General features: G+C 45.6%; 13 protein-coding genes. 5 read left to right on the top strand and 8 right to left on the bottom strand.

The genetic code is table 11. The annotated features are described in order from the left end of the window. Window positions 1-555: 555 nt before the first annotated feature. Window positions 556-2,808, top strand: coding sequence for a TonB-dependent siderophore receptor (locus M988_RS14535; RefSeq protein WP_373368215.1), 2,253 nt, complete (start codon window positions 556-558; stop codon window positions 2,806-2,808). A 45-nt stretch (window positions 2,809-2,853) separates the two neighbouring features. On the opposite strand, the gene M988_RS14530 is transcribed toward M988_RS14535, so the two are convergent. Continuing rightward, entirely contained in the window at window positions 2,854-3,780 is a 927-nt protein-coding gene (locus M988_RS14530) for an alpha/beta hydrolase (RefSeq protein ID WP_064574680.1), read from the bottom strand. 424 nt (window positions 3,781-4,204) lie between these two features. Between M988_RS14530 and M988_RS14525 the strand changes: the two genes are divergently transcribed. After that, the gene (locus M988_RS14525) at window positions 4,205-4,402 is read left to right on the top strand and encodes a hypothetical protein (RefSeq protein ID WP_004096344.1); all 198 of its coding nucleotides are present in this window, start codon (window positions 4,205-4,207) and stop codon (window positions 4,400-4,402) included. An 86-nt stretch (window positions 4,403-4,488) separates the two neighbouring features. Here M988_RS14525 and M988_RS14520 read toward each other — a convergent pair whose 3' ends face one another. Together M988_RS14520 and M988_RS14515 are read right to left on the bottom strand one after the other, a co-directional pair. Beyond that, window positions 4,489-4,695, bottom strand: coding sequence for a hypothetical protein (locus M988_RS14520; protein WP_008812700.1), 207 nt, complete (start codon window positions 4,693-4,695; stop codon window positions 4,489-4,491). A 50-nt stretch (window positions 4,696-4,745) separates the two neighbouring features. Next, window positions 4,746-5,321, bottom strand: coding sequence for a TetR/AcrR family transcriptional regulator (locus M988_RS14515; RefSeq protein WP_064574678.1), 576 nt, complete (start codon window positions 5,319-5,321; stop codon window positions 4,746-4,748). A gap of 178 nt (window positions 5,322-5,499) precedes the next feature. Here M988_RS14515 and M988_RS14510 point away from each other — a divergent pair, with 178 nt between their 5' ends. From M988_RS14510 to M988_RS14500, 3 genes are all read left to right on the top strand, one after another. Then, window positions 5,500-6,597: an MBL fold metallo-hydrolase gene (locus M988_RS14510; RefSeq protein ID WP_008812702.1), complete on the top strand. Its 1,098-nt coding sequence runs from the start codon at window positions 5,500-5,502 to the stop codon at window positions 6,595-6,597. 20 nt (window positions 6,598-6,617) lie between these two features. Further along, window positions 6,618-6,965 (top strand): helix-turn-helix domain-containing protein, encoded by a 348-nt coding sequence (locus tag M988_RS14505; RefSeq protein WP_008812703.1) that lies wholly within the window; start codon window positions 6,618-6,620, stop codon window positions 6,963-6,965. A 358-nt stretch (window positions 6,966-7,323) separates the two neighbouring features. Next, a complete protein-coding gene (locus tag M988_RS14500) occupies window positions 7,324-8,781 on the top strand; it encodes an EmmdR/YeeO family multidrug/toxin efflux MATE transporter (protein ID WP_039187177.1) in 1,458 nt (485 codons plus the stop codon). A gap of 63 nt (window positions 8,782-8,844) precedes the next feature. On the opposite strand, the gene lldD is transcribed toward M988_RS14500, so the two are convergent. The 5 genes from lldD to M988_RS14475 form a co-directional block, all read right to left on the bottom strand. Further along, a complete protein-coding gene (gene lldD / locus M988_RS14495; protein WP_008812705.1) occupies window positions 8,845-9,990 on the bottom strand; it encodes an FMN-dependent L-lactate dehydrogenase LldD in 1,146 nt (381 codons plus the stop codon). Further along, on the bottom strand, window positions 9,987-10,778 hold the full coding sequence (lldR, locus tag M988_RS14490) for a transcriptional regulator LldR (RefSeq protein WP_008812706.1): 792 nt from the start codon (window positions 10,776-10,778) through the stop codon (window positions 9,987-9,989). Before lldR ends, lldD begins: the two co-directional genes overlap by 4 nt. Beyond that, on the bottom strand, window positions 10,775-12,430 hold the full coding sequence (gene lldP / locus M988_RS14485) for an L-lactate permease (RefSeq protein ID WP_020303880.1): 1,656 nt from the start codon (window positions 12,428-12,430) through the stop codon (window positions 10,775-10,777). Before lldP ends, lldR begins: the two co-directional genes overlap by 4 nt. A gap of 239 nt (window positions 12,431-12,669) precedes the next feature. Continuing rightward, entirely contained in the window at window positions 12,670-13,425 is a 756-nt protein-coding gene (locus tag M988_RS14480; protein ID WP_082919462.1) for a helix-turn-helix domain-containing protein, read from the bottom strand. 183 nt (window positions 13,426-13,608) lie between these two features. Then, window positions 13,609-17,433, bottom strand: coding sequence for an autotransporter outer membrane beta-barrel domain-containing protein (locus M988_RS14475; RefSeq protein WP_064574674.1), 3,825 nt, complete (start codon window positions 17,431-17,433; stop codon window positions 13,609-13,611). Window positions 17,434-18,003: the final 570 nt, after the last annotated feature.

Below are 18,003 nucleotides of genomic sequence, written 5' to 3'. Positions count from 1 at the left end.
TTGTACCAAAATGTATTGTATTGAAATATATTGTTTTTATTTTATTATGTTTATCTGTTGGCAATATTAAAGCCGGAAGTGGAAATAATGTTTACAGCATAATGTGATATTATTTTTTAATTATATTTATAATATAAAAACATTAAAAAACTTGTTGTTTATTTAAAATTTTTTGTGGTGATATTTAAAATAGACCATAAAATATATAACTCCTTTTTTCGTATTCAATTCAGAGATCTACTTTTAAGTGCTACAGCTTTAGATATAAATCATCACGCGAGATGATTTCCTCCAGTGAATCCGCCCCTTACGTTAAAAATCAGCCAATAATGCAGGCTTTATACCCATACGTTTTGTAGCGCAAACGCGTGTGTTGACTCTCGTCAAACAAATGCAAATGATACTAACTATCATTTGCATTTGTTTGCGTGAAGCTATATAAAAATGCCGACTTGTTAACAGTCATAAAAAAACAGCCAATGCAGCGATTTTCGTTAGCGAAGGCATTTTTATCTTGTCGCTTTGCTTTTCCGCAGGATTTGAAAGCAGGCGAATATGCTTATGGGGAAAGGAATGGAAAAATTTCAGTGGACTCGCCTGTGTGTGGCGACGTTGGTTGGGATCAGCGGTGCAGCATCAGCCGTAGATGATGCTTCAATTGAAAAAGATACAGAGGCTGACACCATTTTAGTCACGGCCAAGCAGCAGACTTTACAAGCGCTTGGCGTTTCGGTTATCAATGCCGAAGCCATTAAAGAGCGCCCACCTGCACGCGATATTTCGGAACTTATTCGCACCATGCCAGGTGTAAACCTGACCGGTAACTCAACCAGTGGACAGCGGGGCAATAACCGCCAGATCGATATTCGTGGTATGGGGCCTGAAAACACGTTAATTCTGGTTGATGGCTTGCCTGTATCCAGCCGTAACTCAGTGAGATTGGGCTGGCGCGGCGAGCGCGATACGCGAGGTGATACTGGCTGGGTTCCGCCTGAAATGATTGAGCGTATCGAAGTCATTCGCGGCCCCGCTGCTGCACGTTATGGCAATGGCGCTGCCGGTGGTGTGGTCAACATCATAACAAAGCGCCAGATGGAAACGCTGCACGGCACATTGAACGGCTACATGAACTTCCCACAGCACAAAGAGGAAGGCGCGACTAAACGTACCGATTTTAGCTTAGCAGGACCTTTAACCGATAACTTCAGCTTCCGTTTATTTGGTGGCTATAGCAAAACACAAGCCGATGGAAAATATCTAAACCAAGGACATCAATCTGAACGTACAGGAAGCTATAGCGACACAATCCCAGCAGGGCGTGAAGGTGATATTGATAAAGATATCAATGCAATGCTGCACTGGGATGTTATGGATGGGCAGTCACTAGAGTTTGAAACTGGCTATAGTCGCCAAGGAAACCTCTATGCAGGGGATACTCAAAATACGAATACGAGCAAGTTGGTTAAAGATATGTACGGTAAAGAAACCAACCGTATGTATCGTCAAACCTATGCGCTAACCCATCGTGGACTGTGGGATAACGGTGTATCGGCTATCAACTATGTTCAATATGAAAGAACGCGTAACTCCCGTATGAACGAAGGATTAGCAGGGGGAACTGAAGGGATTTTCGATTCCAGCAATCGAGGCTTTTCCACGACTCAATTGGATAGTTTGTTGCTGCATAGCGACGTCAGCATTCCATTCAATTTAGGCGTTAGCCAAACGGCGACAGTGGGTGCTGAATGGAACGAGCAAAAGATGAAAGATCCTTCATCTTTCACTCAGACGACGGCTGGCGGTTCTGTTCCTGGTATTGCTGATGCCAATCGTTCTCCCTACACTTCTGCGCAAATAACGTCTTTGTTTGCTGAAGACAATATTGAGCTAACCGATAGCACTATGCTCACTCCAGGGCTGCGTTTCGATTACCACAGCATTGTTGGCAATAACTGGAGCCCATCGCTGAATTTATCTCAGGAACTGGGCGATTATTTCACGATGAAGATGGGGATTGCGCGCGCTTATAAAGCACCAAGCCTCTATCAAACGAATCCAAACTATTTGCTTTATAGCCGCGGTCAAGGCTGTTATGCCAGCGCTGGAGCCTGTTATTTGCAGGGGAACAATGATTTAAAAGCTGAGAACAGCATAAATAAAGAAATCGGTATTGAGTTTCATAACGGCGACTATCTAGCGGGTGTCACTTACTTCCGTAATGATTATCGTAATAAAATTGAGGCGGGATACTCACCGATTGGAAAATCCTCAACCGGTGCAGCAGATATTTATCGTTGGGAAAACGTCCCTAAAGCCGTTGTTGAAGGACTTGAAGGTTCATTAAATATTCCAGTGAGTCAAAATGTGACATGGAATAACAATATGACCTATATGTTCAAAAGCGAAAACAAGAAGACAGGTGATTACCTCTCAATTATTCCTGAATATACGCTTAATTCATCATTGCGTTGGCAGGCTCGTGAGGATTGGTCAATGGAAACGACCATGACATGGTATGGCCGTCAGAAGCCGAAAAAATATAATTACAAAGGCGAAAAAGTGACGGGGTCTGAAAATAATGAAGTAAGCCCATACGCCGTCTTTGGTTTGAGCAGCACCTATACGGTTAATAAAAATCTCAGCCTAACCGGGGGTATTGAAAATATATTCGATAAACGCCAGTTCAGAGCAGGGAATGCACAGACAACAGGAAATGCAGTCACTCATTCCTATATGTATGGTGCGGGTGCTCAGACGTATAATGAGCCGGGAAGAACGTTTTATGTTAGTGTAAATACTTCTTTCTAATTCAATGAATTATGCGCCAAGGTAGTGTTACTTTGGCGCATTTTTTTATCGTGCGAAGTGTATTTTCAGCGCATCACTCAGAGCCATGCTGCTGACTGAAATATGTGATTGATGAGGATAGCATTGGAAGCTAACCTTCTCGCTGTAACCATCTATTTTCTTTAGTGTATCGTTAAGTGTTTTCACGCCGTCAACCATAGCTCTTTGTGCTCTATGTTGTTTGAGTATCGCCTGTTTTTCTTCTGGTAGTTTCTGTTCAAATGGTTGAAGAGTTTGCTCGTCACCACCGACCGATAAACGGATAATTCCTGATGGGCTTACCATTGGCCGCTTATTCACGAGAAATTGCTCGGCCTGTTGCTGTAAATAACGTTGATTCCACCAAACTGAAGGGCTTGATGCGAACCAATTAGTGAAGGACTGTGGATGCTTGGTAGCCATATCAATAGTAAACAATCCGCCATAGGAGTGACCAAATAGCCCTTGGTGTTGCTTATCAATAGGAAAACGCTGAGCGATATCTGGCTTCAACTCATCTTCTATAAAGGCAAAGAATAGATCTGATTGCCCTGCAGCGCCGGTAGGGTAGGTTCCTCCCTGTGGATTGTGCTCTTGTGCGATTTTCTGTACATGCGGACGATAATCACGATCCCGACGGCTTTTACCGTCATATCCAATAGCCACAATAACGCCTGGTTCTAACGCACAGCGCGCGCAGCTTTGCTGGGCGAGTAGTGAAGCCGCCTGCGCAAAATAGGTATCGCCATCCAAAATATACATGACCGGCCAGCCCTGCGCCGATGGCTTTGTTTTTGGAGCGTAAACCATGATTTTGTAGTCACCATTCTGTGGCGAATGAAATGTGAATATTTGTGTATCGGGAATTTGATAGGGAGAGGATGCAGTATCTGGGTTAGCAGCAGAAATGAATGGAAGTAGGGCGACAATAATCCCCAATAAATAGCGCAACATCAGTAGTGATCTCCGGTTAGATGCGTGGTTGCATGGCCTTAAGCGTTGTTCGAACGTAGGCTGGCAGTGGTGGTCTACTGCCAGCAAGAATATGGAATGCATGCAAACTACCATAGCGGGCATGTGCCTTCAAATGAAAATCATTATCACTAATGCGGCGATGATATTTGGCGATTACGGATGTGTTTTACAGCGGCAGACTAGACTTAAACTCTATGCTCTTGCCAAATTGAGCTAACCAACCCCTATTTTAAATAGGAGTTTATAGATAGCTTATTTTTATATTAGTACCGCAATAAACTATTCTCTAACAATGTATTTTTCTGGAAGATGCCGGTGATTTGCTTTCAACGTTGAATTACGCAATAGTGAAGTGGTTTGGAGTTGGCTCATTCATTGATTAGACGATAAATAAGGATGATTTATGTTAGAGAATTATTTCCCAGACAATGCTTCCAGTGAGCAGAAACAACGCGTGATTGCTGTTAATGCCGCGCTTGAATTAATCAAGGTAACGTTGGCTGATAGCAACGATGGAAATAGCGTTAGCCATCAGCTTCAAGCTGCCGAACGTCATATTGAATCTTTAGCTGACGCAATCCAGAAGGCAGTAAAAATTTAGTGGCTTAAAGAGAATTGCATCCTCCAGCATGTTTGGACATGTGAAGCTGAACATACTGGAGGAACAACAATAAATAAACAAAGCGTTTATTTATTATCTGTGCCATTTTTCATATGGAATGATAGGCGGGCTTTGAAATAAGCCTTAATATTTTCTTCCATTGCATGGATCTTCTTATCAATACTTTGGCATAAAAATTCATCGCTATTCATTGCTCTAACTCTTTGTAGCGCTATCTCGTCGATCTCTTCTTTTTGTGTTTCGGTCAGTCCGAAGTCGTTTTGCTGTGTCATTGTTAGTGTGTCCTTATGGTGGGATTTAGCACTATTTTAACTGCGAAAAGTTAAACGTCAGCGTTCAGTGCGTGCCATATTGCTTGGAAACCAACCTCTTTGAAGGTTTTCGCTTTGCTAGGCTCTTTGATGGAGAACTCGATAGTGGTTTCTGCCAGAGAGAAAAAGAGTGCATCGCCAAAAGAGCTAAAGCCCGCATTCTGAAACTTATGGCACATACTTTTTCTCGATATTTCGTAAAGCTCAGGAAACATAATATTGACCTCGTCCTGAACCTCCTGGCTAATTTTATCGCTAACAATCAGGAGACGGATCGTCCGATTCGCGTCTGAGTTGTGCGCGCCCCAGTTGATATAGCTATTCCAAATATTTTGCATCTGTTGTTTAGGATCGCTGTCTACCACTAACTCATTCATGATTGCGCTGCATAGCGATTTTTTTAGGTGTAAGTAGAGCGCATTAAACAGGGCATCTTTGGTTGGAAAATAACGAAACAGTGTTCCTTCAGCCACCTCTGCTTTTTTAGCGATGATCGCTGTTGACGCGCTAATCCCTAGCTGTGCAATAGCATGAGTCGCTGCGGTAAGTAACGCCTGTTTTTTCTCTTCGCTCAAAGGTCGAGCCATGCTGAATACCCTCATTGTGTGTGATTAGGACAATTTTATTGTTGGTCATCCCTTCCCATGCTCATAGATATAATCTTATCAAAATGTAGTTGACGAAGTGGTTATTGTTTTTATAATGAGTGATTACTTACTCATTATCAAGTTAAGAGCTTCGCCATCAAGAAGCGAAGCATTATTCATGAAAATACTCATCACCTGCGTGGTACTTATGATTTTAGCTGCAGCCGGAGGCGTGATTTCCGCCTTAGTTCCTAGTATGGGTCGTTCACCAGATACTGAACAACGTCACAAATTTGCGAAATCACCGCAATATCGTGACGGAAAATTTCACAACGAGGCTCTAACGCCGATGGTCAGTGGATCGAAGGGGCGTATGGCTGTTATGTGGGATTTTTTATTCAAAAAAAGTCGCCTAGCCAAACCCGATCACGCCTTGCCTTATGTGAATACCGATCTGGTATCCATTGATACAGATAAAGATGTCATTGTCTGGTTGGGGCACTCTTCGTGGTACTTGCAGCTTGATGGCAAACGGATCTTGATCGACCCTGTACTCAGCGATCATGCTGCGCCATTTTCTTTTATGAATAAATCGTTCATTGATGACTATCCGTGGCAGGCTCAGCGTATGCCCAAATTGGATTATGTGCTGATTTCACACGATCATTACGATCATCTCGACTATGAGACCATGCAGATTCTTCAATCACGCATTGGCCAGATTATTACTCCACTTGGTGTCGGAACCCATTTGTTACGGTGGGGATTTGTACCTGAACAGATTGTTGAAGCCGATTGGAATCAACAAGTGGTCCTCGATGAAACGCTGACGCTACATGTTTTACCGGCTCGCCATTTCTCCGGCAGGGGATTTGAAGGTAATCCTACGTTATGGGCCAGTTTCTTGCTGCAGTCGTCGCAACGTAGACTCTATTACAGTGGTGATAGCGGGTATGGAACGCATTTTAAAAAGATTGGTGATCGGTTTGGCCCTATTGATGTTGCCATCTTAGAAAATGGTCAGTACGACTCTGATTGGCAATATATTCATATGTTGCCAGAGGAGACGGCGCAGGCGGCGCTTGATTTAAACGCGGCGGCGGTCCTGCCTAGCCATGCCGGACGCTTCGTGATGGCGAAACATAGTTGGAACGAACCCTTTATACGGCTTGCGTTGACAAGCCGAGATAAGCCATACCGACTATTAACGCCAAAGCTGGGGGAAGTGGTTTGGGATGATGGGAAAACACAGCAATTTGATGTCTGGTGGAATTAAAGCTTGGAGCGGATATGCCAATGACGATCCCAGAGCAGGTGATTCAATCGTTGATCGTATGGATTGACGAAAACATTCATCGTCAGCTGCATATCGATGATATTGCAAAACATGCGGGTTATTCTAAGTGGCATTTACAACGTATTTTTGTTCATTATCGCGGCGAAACGTTGGCTCGTTATGTCCGCTCTCGGCGACTTGAAATCGTTGCGGAGGAATTGCTGTGCTCAGATGAGCGTGTCTTGGATATTTGTTTGAAATATGGCTTTGAGTCGCAGCAAACCTTTACACGAATTTTTACGCGCCATTTCAAACAGCCACCAAGCCTGTGGCGTAAAACTCATCAGCACGATGAGCTGGTAGGATGAATGTCGACATTGTGAATTTCCATATTACCTCTCTTCTTAGAAGCGGTTCATCTCTCTGAGCCGCCTAATCTCCCTAAACTCGCCGGATTTGTATTAATAATAAAAATGCATACCAGTAGGTATTAACTACTATGTCCGTTATAAAACCTTGTCCATGATAGCTTAAAGGCTTAGCACCTCTATGTTTATATTACAATGAGTTAGCTGATTTACTTCCTCTTGCAACCGGCCTATTACGTGATTAATGAGTTAAATTCTGTGATCGCAACAACAGTAAGATACAAAAAATACTTTGCAGAATAAGTATCTATAAATCATTATTTGAAACGTGGTTTCACTCCAATTCTGTAGGCTAATCTTGAACTTACATGCAGTACTGCGCCAGCGTGTGGCGAAAACACGTTGGTATGCCAAGCGAAAAAGTTACCGAGTTTTGTTCTGGCGGGAAATAACGCCGCTGGCTGTTCCTATCTTTATGGAAAATGCCTGTGTGCTGTTGATGGGGGTTCTCAGTACTTTTCTGGTGAGTTGGATTGGTAAAGAAGCGATGGCAGGAGTGGGGCTTGCCGATAGTTTCAACATGGTGATTATCTCGTTCTTTGCCGCCGTTGACCTCGGAACAACCGTGGTTGTTGCTTTTAGCTTGGGGACGCGTGATAGACGTAAGGCTCGTGCCGCAGCCAGGCAGTCACTGGTGTTGATGACGGTGGTGGCCCTGTTACTGGCCGCAGGGATCCACTTAGCGGGTGAGCAAATCATTGATGTGATTGCAGGCGATGCGACGTCTGAAGTCAAAGGTTTGGCGCTTTCGTATCTGCAAACGACGGTATGGAGCTATCCTGCCGCTGCTATTGCGCTGATCGGTAGCGGGGCGTTGCGCGGTGCGGGAAATACCAAAATTCCTCTATTAGTGAATGGCGGAATGAATATTCTGAATATCATGATCAGTAGCGTACTGATTTATGGCGCTCTCGGTTGGCATGGTCTTGGATTTATCGGCGCAGGCTTAGGGTTGACTATTTCCCGCTATATTGGCGCTGCCTGCATTATTTATGTGCTGTTAAAAGGTTTTAACCCCGCACTGCGTATTTCGATCAAAAGCTACTTTAAACCTCTGAAGCTGAATATTCTGTGGGAAGTGCTAGGGATTGGTATTCCTGCCAGCATTGAATCGGTGTTATTCACTGGGGGTAAGTTGCTGACGCAAATGTTTGTAGCAGGCATGGGAACGAACGTTATTGCCGGTAACTTTATTGCCTTCTCGGTAGCGGCATTGATAAACCTGCCCGGAAATGCGTTGGGATCGGCTTCAACTATTATCGTCGGGCGACGTTTGGGCAAAGGCCAAATTGGTCAAGCGGAAAGACAGTTGCGGTATGTCTTCTGGTTATCAACCGTTGTACTCACCTTAATTGCTTGGGGAACCGCGCCTTTTGCTGGTCTATTTGCCTCTTTTTACACGCGAGAACCCGATGTTATTGAAGTCGTGAAAATTCTGCTGTGGCTGAATGCGGCATTCATGCCGATATGGGCTGCGTCGTGGGTGCTGCCTGCTGGGCTGAAAGGTGCGCGCGATGTGCGTTTTGCCATGTGGATCTCCATGCTTGGCATGTGGGGGTGCCGCGTGGTAGCAGGTTATATATTAGGCATTGTACTGGGTATGGGCGTTGTTGGAGTATGGCTTGGTATGTTCTTTGACTGGGCGGTGCGCGGCGTATGTTTCTATTGGCGTATGGTCAGCGGCCGCTGGTTGTGGAAGTATCCGCGAGCGGTGCGTCCTGAGCTAACCGAAGTCGATGTGAGATCTGAAGGTTAATGTTTTTATGCCATCACCCAGCCTCTTCAAGAGGGCTGGGTGAATGCGTGAGATCCGTTTACATCAGCCTAATCCTTCCTGAACTAACGAGTCACGACTGATCTCAGCAATAGATTTCGCGCCGGTCAGCGTCATTGCTACACGCATCTCTTTTTCGATTAATCCCAATAGGTTCTCAACGCCGGCTTGTCCAGCAGTGGCTAGCGCATAGAGATAGGCACGTCCTAACAGAACGGAATCTGCACCGAGCGCAATCATACGCACTACGTCTAAGCCGCTGCGGATCCCACTGTCGGCTAGAATCTTTATATCGCCTTTAACTGCGTCGGCAATGGCGGGGAGTGCTCGAGCGGAAGACAGCACACCGTCTAGCTGACGACCACCGTGGTTTGACACCACAATACCATCGGCGCCGAAGCGAACAGCATCGCGCGCATCTTCGGGATCAAGAATGCCTTTAATAATCATCGGACCATCCCAGAAATCACGTATCCACTCCAAATCGCTCCACGAAATAGAAGGATCGAAATTAGATGCGAGCCAGCCGATATAGTCTTCAAGACCAGTCGGTTTCCCCAGATAGGCAGAGATATTACCGAGATCGTGCGGACGACCATTTAAGCCCACGTCCCATGCCCATGCGGGATGAGTCATTGCTTGCAAGTAGCGACGCATGGCTGCATTAGGGCCGCTCATCCCTGAGTGAGCATCGCGGTAGCGCGCGCCAGGCGTGGGCATATCTACGGTAAAGACCAGCGTGGAGCAGCCTGCCGCTTTAGCGCGTTCTAAAGCGTTACGCATAAAACCACGGTCTTTGAGAACATAGAGTTGAAACCACATAGGCCGCTTAATCGCCGGTGTGACTTCTTCAATTGGGCAAACTGAAACGGTCGAGAGCGTGAAAGGGATGCCTTTTTGTTCTGCGGCGCGCGCAGCTTGAACTTCGCCACGGCGTGCATACATACCACACAAGCCAACGGGACCTAGCGCCACCGGCATAGCCAGTTTTTCATTAAAAAGCTGGGTTTCGAGACTGAGCGCAGACATATTCTTGAGTACGCGCTGCCTTAACGCGACCTGCGCGAGATCTTCCACATTACGTCGCAATGTATGTTCGGCATAGGCTCCGCCGTCGATATAGTGAAACAGAAACGGTGGTAGTTTGCGTTGCGCCGCGGCGCGGTAGTCGGTTGCAGCTGAAATAATCATGGATTTCCTTCCCTTATTGCATTTGTTTCTTCATCTGGCAGGCGGGTTATTCGAGCCTGTCGGGCCTCATCTTCGTGCAGATTTTTTATCGTGGAGTGAACGAAACCGAGATGTGCTTTTGCCGCTTTGCTGGCTCGATCCGGATCGCCGGCCAAAATGGCCTGAAGGAGTTCACGGTGTTGCTCGGTAAGACGAGCAAAAATGGTGGGGGCGGTGTACATACGCTGGCGACTGTGCATCACTGATGATTGCATCAAATCGAAGAATCCGCGCATGGTTTGCAGTAACACCACGTTGTGTGATGCCTCTGCAATAGCCAGATGAAAGCGAACATCGGCCTGTGCAGCCAAATCAGGGTTATCGCTTTCTTTAAGCATGAGCGTGGCATCAAAACAGTATTGAAGTTTTTCTTTATCAGCTTCGGTTGCGCGCATGGCTGCGTGCCATGCGGTGCTCGCTTCGATGGCATGACGTGCTTCAAGAATGTCGTAACGATAGTTGGGATCTTCTGCCACCAACGTTCTCAACGGCTCAACAATACGTTGCTCAGACCAAGGCTGAAGCTCGAAGCGCACGTATGTACCGCCGCCGCGACGGCTAATGAGCACATGTTCGCTAATCAGCTTTTGAATTGCTTCGCGTAGTGACGAACGGGAAACGCCCAACTCGGCTGCTAACTGCCTTTCGGCAGGCAACCGCATGCCTGCCTCCAGTTTTCGTTCATGAATAATCGCCTTAACACGCTCGACCAGATGGTCAGCAAGGCGAGGTTGATGCAGTGGTGTCATGGAATCATCCAAGTCAGCAGATAGGCCTGCAAGGTGGTGATAACCCCAACCATACAGGTGAATATCAGGCTGTGTTTAACGGTGAAACGGAACAGATCGGACTCTTTACCCACCAGTCCAACGGCTGCGCAGGCAATCGCAATAGACTGTGGTGAAATCATTTTGCCAGTTACACCACCGGTGGTATTGGCAGCAACAAGTAGAACGTCAGAGACGCCGATTTGCTGCGCTGTTGTCGCCTGAAGTGCGGCAAACAACGCGTTTGATGAAGTATCTGAACCGGTAAGGAATACCCCTAGCCAGCCAAGGAACGGCGAGAAGAAGGTAAACGCATCGCCGGTATGAGCCAGAGCCAACGCGAGCGTTGCCGAGAGGCCTGAATAGTTAGAGATAAAGGCAAAGGCCAGTACCATACCAATAGAGTAAATCGGTAGCGCCAGCTCTTTCATCGTAGAGAAAAATGTCTCAACCGCCGCCCGTGGTTTCATGCGTAGATAGATAACGGAAATCACCGCCGCTACGATAATGGCCGTGCCAGTAGCCGACAGCCAGTCGAGTTTATAGACGGCTGCATACGGCATGCTTTCCGCCACCACCGGAGGCATTTTGGCCACCAGTTTATCAAGGAACGGGACTGAGAAATTAAAGACCCAATCCTGCAATGCGCCGCCTTTGGCAAACAACGCTTTGAATGGCGGAATACTCCAGATGGTGACCGTGGCGGTGAGGAAAATGAACGGCATCCACGCGCGTATAACCTGTTTCAACGTATAATTCTGGCGCGCCAAAGTTTGGTCGGTTATCGAGGCGCCCACGTCGTTAAAGCGGAAGATGCGTTTAGGTTGCCAAACGCGAAGAAACAGCGTTAAGCAAACCAGTGACACCAGCGATGAAATAATATCTGGCAGCTCAGGGCCAATAAAGTTTGAACTCAGATACTGGGCTACGGCGAATGATCCACCGGCGACGACTACGGCAGGCCACGTTTCTTTAATCCCGCGCCAGCCATCCATAATAGCCATGATCCAAAACAGTACGATGATAGTCAGAAACGGTAGCTGACGTCCGACCATCTGGCCAATCTCAAAGCTATCTAACCCCGTGACCTGACCCGCGACGATAATCGGGATCCCCATGGCACCAAATGCAACGGGGGCCGTGTTCACGATCAAACACAGACCCGCGGCATACAAGGGATTGAACCCCAGACCGACGAGTAAAGCGGCGGTAATAGCGACCGGAGCCCCAAACCCTGCTGCGCCTTCTAGGAAGGCGCCAAAGCAAAAGCCGACGATCAGCATTTGTAGGCGTTGGTCAGGTGTGATGGAGAGTATCGAGGAGCGGATGATGTCGAACTGCCCCGTTTTTACCGAGATTTTATACACAAATACTGCGGCAATAATGATCCAAGCGATAGGCCAGAGGCCATAGAAAAAACCATATATGACGGATGCAAAAGCGCGATCGGCTGGCATTTTGTAGAAGAACAGAGCCACTAATAACGCAATGCCCACGGTGATGGTGGCAGCGATATACCCCTTTAGCTTGAGCTTTATCAACGCATAGAAGAAAAAGAGAATGGGCAGTGCAGCGATGAGACTAGACAGCCAGATATTCCCGATAGGGTCGTAAACTTGTTGCCAAACTTGCATGCAGGTATCTCCAGAGATCAGACACTTTATCGTCCCGCTCCATTGGTAGGACCAATGATGGCGGGTAACTTTTATGATGATTAATGGTTAACCTTTTGTTAAATGATCGCAACGATAGCATTTACTTTTTTTATTTTTCTGTACTGAATGCCACGTTTTTAAGTGGATTGGTACGACCAAAATGGGGGGAAGATAGGAAGGCTCCGTGCAGATTGCCACGGAGCGAAAGGATTTTGCTGTTAAGCGACAGAGGTGTGAGATCTCGCTGCGTGTTTTGATATGTCCATTTCCACATCGAGTTCTTTTTGCCATTTGATATCGACAAGAATATTCTTTCGATGATCTTCAAATTTCCGTATATCTAATCGTTGGTTGATTTCTCGACGGTGGTGATAGACAGTTTTTATACTAATATTCAACAAGGTGGATATCATAGTAATTGAATAACCTGAAAGTATTAAAAAAAGTACCTGCGTTTCTCGTTTGTGTAATCCCGTCGCTATACAAGTGAGATGATGAGCAACGATATAATTATTTATCTTCTCAATGGTATATTTTAGTGATTGGGATAAAAACTTCACATTTATAAAATTTTGTCTGTTATGTGTATTTTTATAGCGCAGCCTTCTGGATATATATAATGGAAAATCATTGGCTATGTTCCTATATTCTATCACATGAGTGTTAGAGAAATAGTTAGCTACACATCGATCAGCGAAAATGCTTCTATCAGAACAAATCACGATGATGACATTCGGGTTTATGTGATGTAGTGAACTCAGTAATAATATATGTTCATGAGCAAGGATATCCATGAAAACTAACGGTGATGATGATTGGCTTACTTTGCTAAGCAGTTCGCTAATACTCAGTATTTGTACTGTACGTGCCCTTTCTTTTAATTGGTTTAGCTGTTTAGTATGATTATTGGCATGATAAAGCAGATAGGATGTAATTGGCCATGATTCACCATATATGAATATATCCATCATCATATGTCACCTTACTTTTATGCTGTTATTAAATGTGACGAACTAAAGCGAACGAAAATAGTTAGTGTATAATTTCTTGTGCTCTTGTTTTATTGGCGAATGGTAAATTATCAGCAGAATTAAAAATAGGGCGGAAATAATGCCGCCCTTAGCGTGTTAATGAAAATTTAGAATTTGGTTTTTAACTTAAAACTTAAGATTAAATGTTGCTGCTACCCCTTGTCCTGTTTGGTGTTGAGAGGCGTCAAGATTATAATTAATCCCTAAGGTGATATTATCTTTTTGAGTTTTAACGCCAAACTGTCCCGCGAAGGAGGTATCGTCCACGATACGAGACGTTATGCTATCCGTTGCATCAATGCCGTAAGCGCGAATTTTAGTTGTGGAGTTGGTATCGCCGGTGACTGGAACAATTGACAGATCTGCCTGTGGACTCAGGCTCCATCCAGAGTCTAAGGTGAAGGTTTTATTCAGGCGAACACCGACAGGGAACTGCCATAGATCTTGCTTATCCTCAGCGGTGTTAAACAGGGCGCCGCCGGTTTGGGCCTTGGTATCAAAACCTTTAGTCTTAAGCTGCGCATAACGCATGCCTACGTGAGGGACAATATCTAAGACCGAGGTCGTAATCAGATATTCCCCAGTAAGACCTGCAGTTAGCATTTTAGAATCTATGTCAGCTTTTAATTTGCTGCCCATATCTAAATAGCTCGACAGATTTTGCTTCACCGTGTTGCTGTTTTGAGAGTATCCAAGATCGGCAGTTACGTTGAAATTGCCAACAGACCAGTTCTCGTAGAGCGATACCCCCCAGAAATCGACATTGTTTTTGGTGTAGTTGAAATCACCTTTGGAAGAGGAGTTTCCCTTACCTGCGTTGAAGGCAAAGCCACTGCGCAGGGAACCGGCACTGATTTCATGGGAAATATCTGCCCCCATCACTAACCCATAGAAATTCAAGCTATTACCGGTGTTAAAACTGCCGGCACCAAAATCTCGAGTTTGATTATTACCATACAGCACGTTAGCCCACAGGTTTGCTCCCGCGATCTCTGCGTTTGCGTCTTGGTTAATAATGGATGTGTGGTCGAGAATGGCGTTAACAGCTGACATCCCCGTAGCCAGCGTCGTATTTTGCACGCCTCCTGCAACGGCGATTTGTGAAGCGCTATTAATCGTTTTCACAACATCTTGGGCTGAGACATTAGGGGTGTCGATCGCGCGTGATAGGAATTGGATCCCCATGGTGTTGCTGTTGGTATCATTCAGTGCTTGCCCTACCATGGTATCGAGCGCATTTGACATGGTTACGCCGGGCAATGCATCTGCAGCGGCTCTGACGCCAGTGGTAACCTTGACTTGCCCAAGAGATTCATCCCAAGTGCGTGTTGCGGTTAACAGGTGGTTCGTTAGCAGATTCGCACCGTTCCAGCCGTTATCTGCCACGTCTGATGATGCATTGCTAAAACCGTCAATGACGTTGTAGATCGTATTGGCTTTAGCGTTAGAGATGTACAGCTTGGCCCCATCGCTAACATCCAATGTTCCCGCTACGCTGGATAACGCATAAGAACCTTGTGCTATTGCATCACCATTAACCATTAGCAGTGAGTTGTCGCCAAAGGTCGCGCTGTTGTTGGTTACAGCAGTATTTTTGTTTGTTGAACCTAATGCTCCATCAACGCGGATACCACCGGTATTCGCATCGAGCTTTTGAGGTGCATTAATGGCAAGGGCTGCAGTGATTGCATCCTCTGACCATCGTAGACCGGTTTTGGCGAATTCGGCGCGCGCCCACTCGGTAGTCAGATCGCCGAGAGACAGCAGCGAGTTTTTGCCTGCAACCAATGAACCATCGATCAGGTTATTCGTGAATTTAAGAGCCGCTTGGGATGCTTGTCCAATGCTGCTGTTCTCTTGCCATTCAGGGTCGAGGAACAGCGTTGCGCCATTCAGACTCACGTTATCTGCCGATAGCGTGCCAGCCGCGCTGTTTTTTCCATCAACACCAACGCTAATGACGGATCCGTGGCCAGCTGTTAGGTTATCGGTACGAAGAGAACCGTTAACCTGTAGTTCTGCTTCGGTTAAATGGAGTTTACCCGTGGACAATGATGCTGCATTTTCAATTGTGACACGGCTATTGGCTGCGGCCTGAATTCCGTTTTCTCCCGTGATGGTGTAGCTGCCCCCAGCAACGTTGAGGCTGGTGCCATCATTCAGATTGACGTCTGCATGTAATTGGCCCGTTGCGTTAGGCAAAGATGCATGCCCTAACTGCAACGTACTGCCGCTGCCGGAGACATCAACCGTTGCGCTTTTACCGTCTGGGGTAGTAATGAGATCGGTATTTTCACTGCCGCTATGATCGCCTATCAGGGTTAGGGTTTGCTGGCCTTGAACTTTAACTGATGCGGCACCGCCAGCGCCTAGCTGGAGATTTTTCACGCTGATGCCGTTGGCAATAGACTCTGCGTTAGCATTTCCGATTCCACCGATGATGACTTCATTCTTATCACTCGTTGCTGTCACGCCTGCGAGAATAGTACCGCCAACCGATGCAGCGTCATCTAGGCCGATATTCCCGCTAGGTTCTTGCCCATTCACGGTAGTGTGTTTGCCCAGCATGATGAGCGTTGACTGCTTACCTTGCTTATTCAGTAAGCTATTCACACTCTTGACGTATTCGAGGTTATACAGTGAATCGCTCAGCGCTAGCGTACTGTTATCAAGCGTGGTTTTCTGGCCGTTAGCGTTAAAACCATTTGCATCGGTGGTTTGGCCTTCGGCGCCTAACTGTTCGTTGAACAGCTGATTCGAACTGGTTTGCAGTGTGCCGTTGCTCACGGTAAGCGAGGCATTGTCACCTAATTCGATACTCTCTGCTTTCAGCGTACCGCCGTTTACCGAGAGTTTACTTTCGGATAGGTTAACATTGGCTGAGAGCATGTCGGCAGCCGTCACGCTCAGCTGTAGGCCGGTATTCGCATCAGTAAAGCCACCGGATAATGAGGTTTTGCCTTCAACGTTTAGCGTATCAAATCCAGAAAATTTACTGCCGTCCAATGCCGTGACGCTTTGGCCTAGCGTCAGCGTTGAATGGCCGTTGCCGATGAGGGCGGTAACATGATTTGCCGCAACGTCATCGCCGAGCAGGATTTTACCTTCAGAGGCAGTTCTTAGATCGATATTGCCGGTTATTTTAGAGCCATCGGTGACTGCAATATTGGCAGTGCCTTTGCCTGAATTGATACTGCCATGAACCGCTGAATTATTTTTCACGCTTACGGTCATGTCTTGGCTGGTGGGCAATATCGGGTTTCCTTGATAGCGACCATCAATATTTCCGTGTACGGTACTTTGGTTGATACTAATTATCGCGTCTGATGCCCCGCCTAAATAGATACCGGCCTGACGCTCTTCATTCCCTAACCGACTATTTTGAATATCGATATTAACGGTTCCGCTGTCACCGCCATCAATATAAACACCATATCCTTTAGCATAATTCTTCTGTTTTGCTGTGCCATTCTTAATTGCATTATCGTAGTTAGTATCGGATTGAACACCGTTTAATACGGAGTCTTTGAGATTGATTGCAATATTGGTATGGCTTCCGCTATTTCCGCTTTCAATAAAATCAAGAGTTGCTTTTGAAAGATTTAATACAGAGCTATTTTCGTTGGGCTGTTCTTTATTGTAGCTAAAGTTAATATAGTAATTGCTGAGATCGAGGTCGTGAACGCTAAGCGTTCTTTGCAGATGGTCTTTTGGCGCAGGGTTGAAATAGACGTTACCTTTACTATCGTCTTTACCTAAGGTTGCAGTGTCTGAATCGTTATTGAAGTTGTAGGCGTTTACTCCTAGTACCGCCGTATCACCGCTGCCGCTGTTTGGCTCTAAAGGTAGATAGCTTAAACCACTATAGGCTACCGCGTTTCCCGATAGTCCCAGTAAAATAGAAATTGCCAATGCACTTTTGACAAATGCCACTTTATTATTTTGATGCATAATTAATTCATCCGTTTATTATTAATGCTGAATATGACGAGGCCTCCCAGAGAAAGCCCGAGATAGATCTTTTTCTAACTTTATTTACTCCTTGGTTATGATATGGAGTCTCACAAAGATAATTCCTCGAAGAATGCCATGTATTTAATTCTGCTTCAGTGGTGCTATTGCCATAATGAATTTTGCTTTATAGCCATTAAAAAATGGCTTATGACACATTCCTTTTAGTTATAACATCTCATTCATTATTTTTTATTTCATATGGGAAAAATCTTATCCCTATAGTGAGTGTTACACGATTAGTATTTTTCATCGTAATGATTGATTGAATTATCATTCATTGATTATGGTACCTTTAGGCTCTCTGAACTGATTTTTCTATGGTATTCCTCAACGTTTAGTTAACAAATTTCAACCTTATTGCTTATGAATTTATATTAATTCATTGTTATCAAATGGGATTTTAATTTTAGGAGAAATTCCAACCAATAGGGTGGAATTAATGCGGAAAAAACGGTATTTTTTTTGTAAACTGACGAAATATTCAAAGAGGTATAGTTGTAACTATCA

The organism is Hafnia paralvei ATCC 29927 (genome assembly GCF_001655005.1).
Classification (GTDB): Bacteria; Pseudomonadota; Gammaproteobacteria; order Enterobacterales; family Enterobacteriaceae; genus Hafnia; species Hafnia paralvei.
This window is presented reverse-complemented; position numbering and strand designations above follow the sequence as displayed.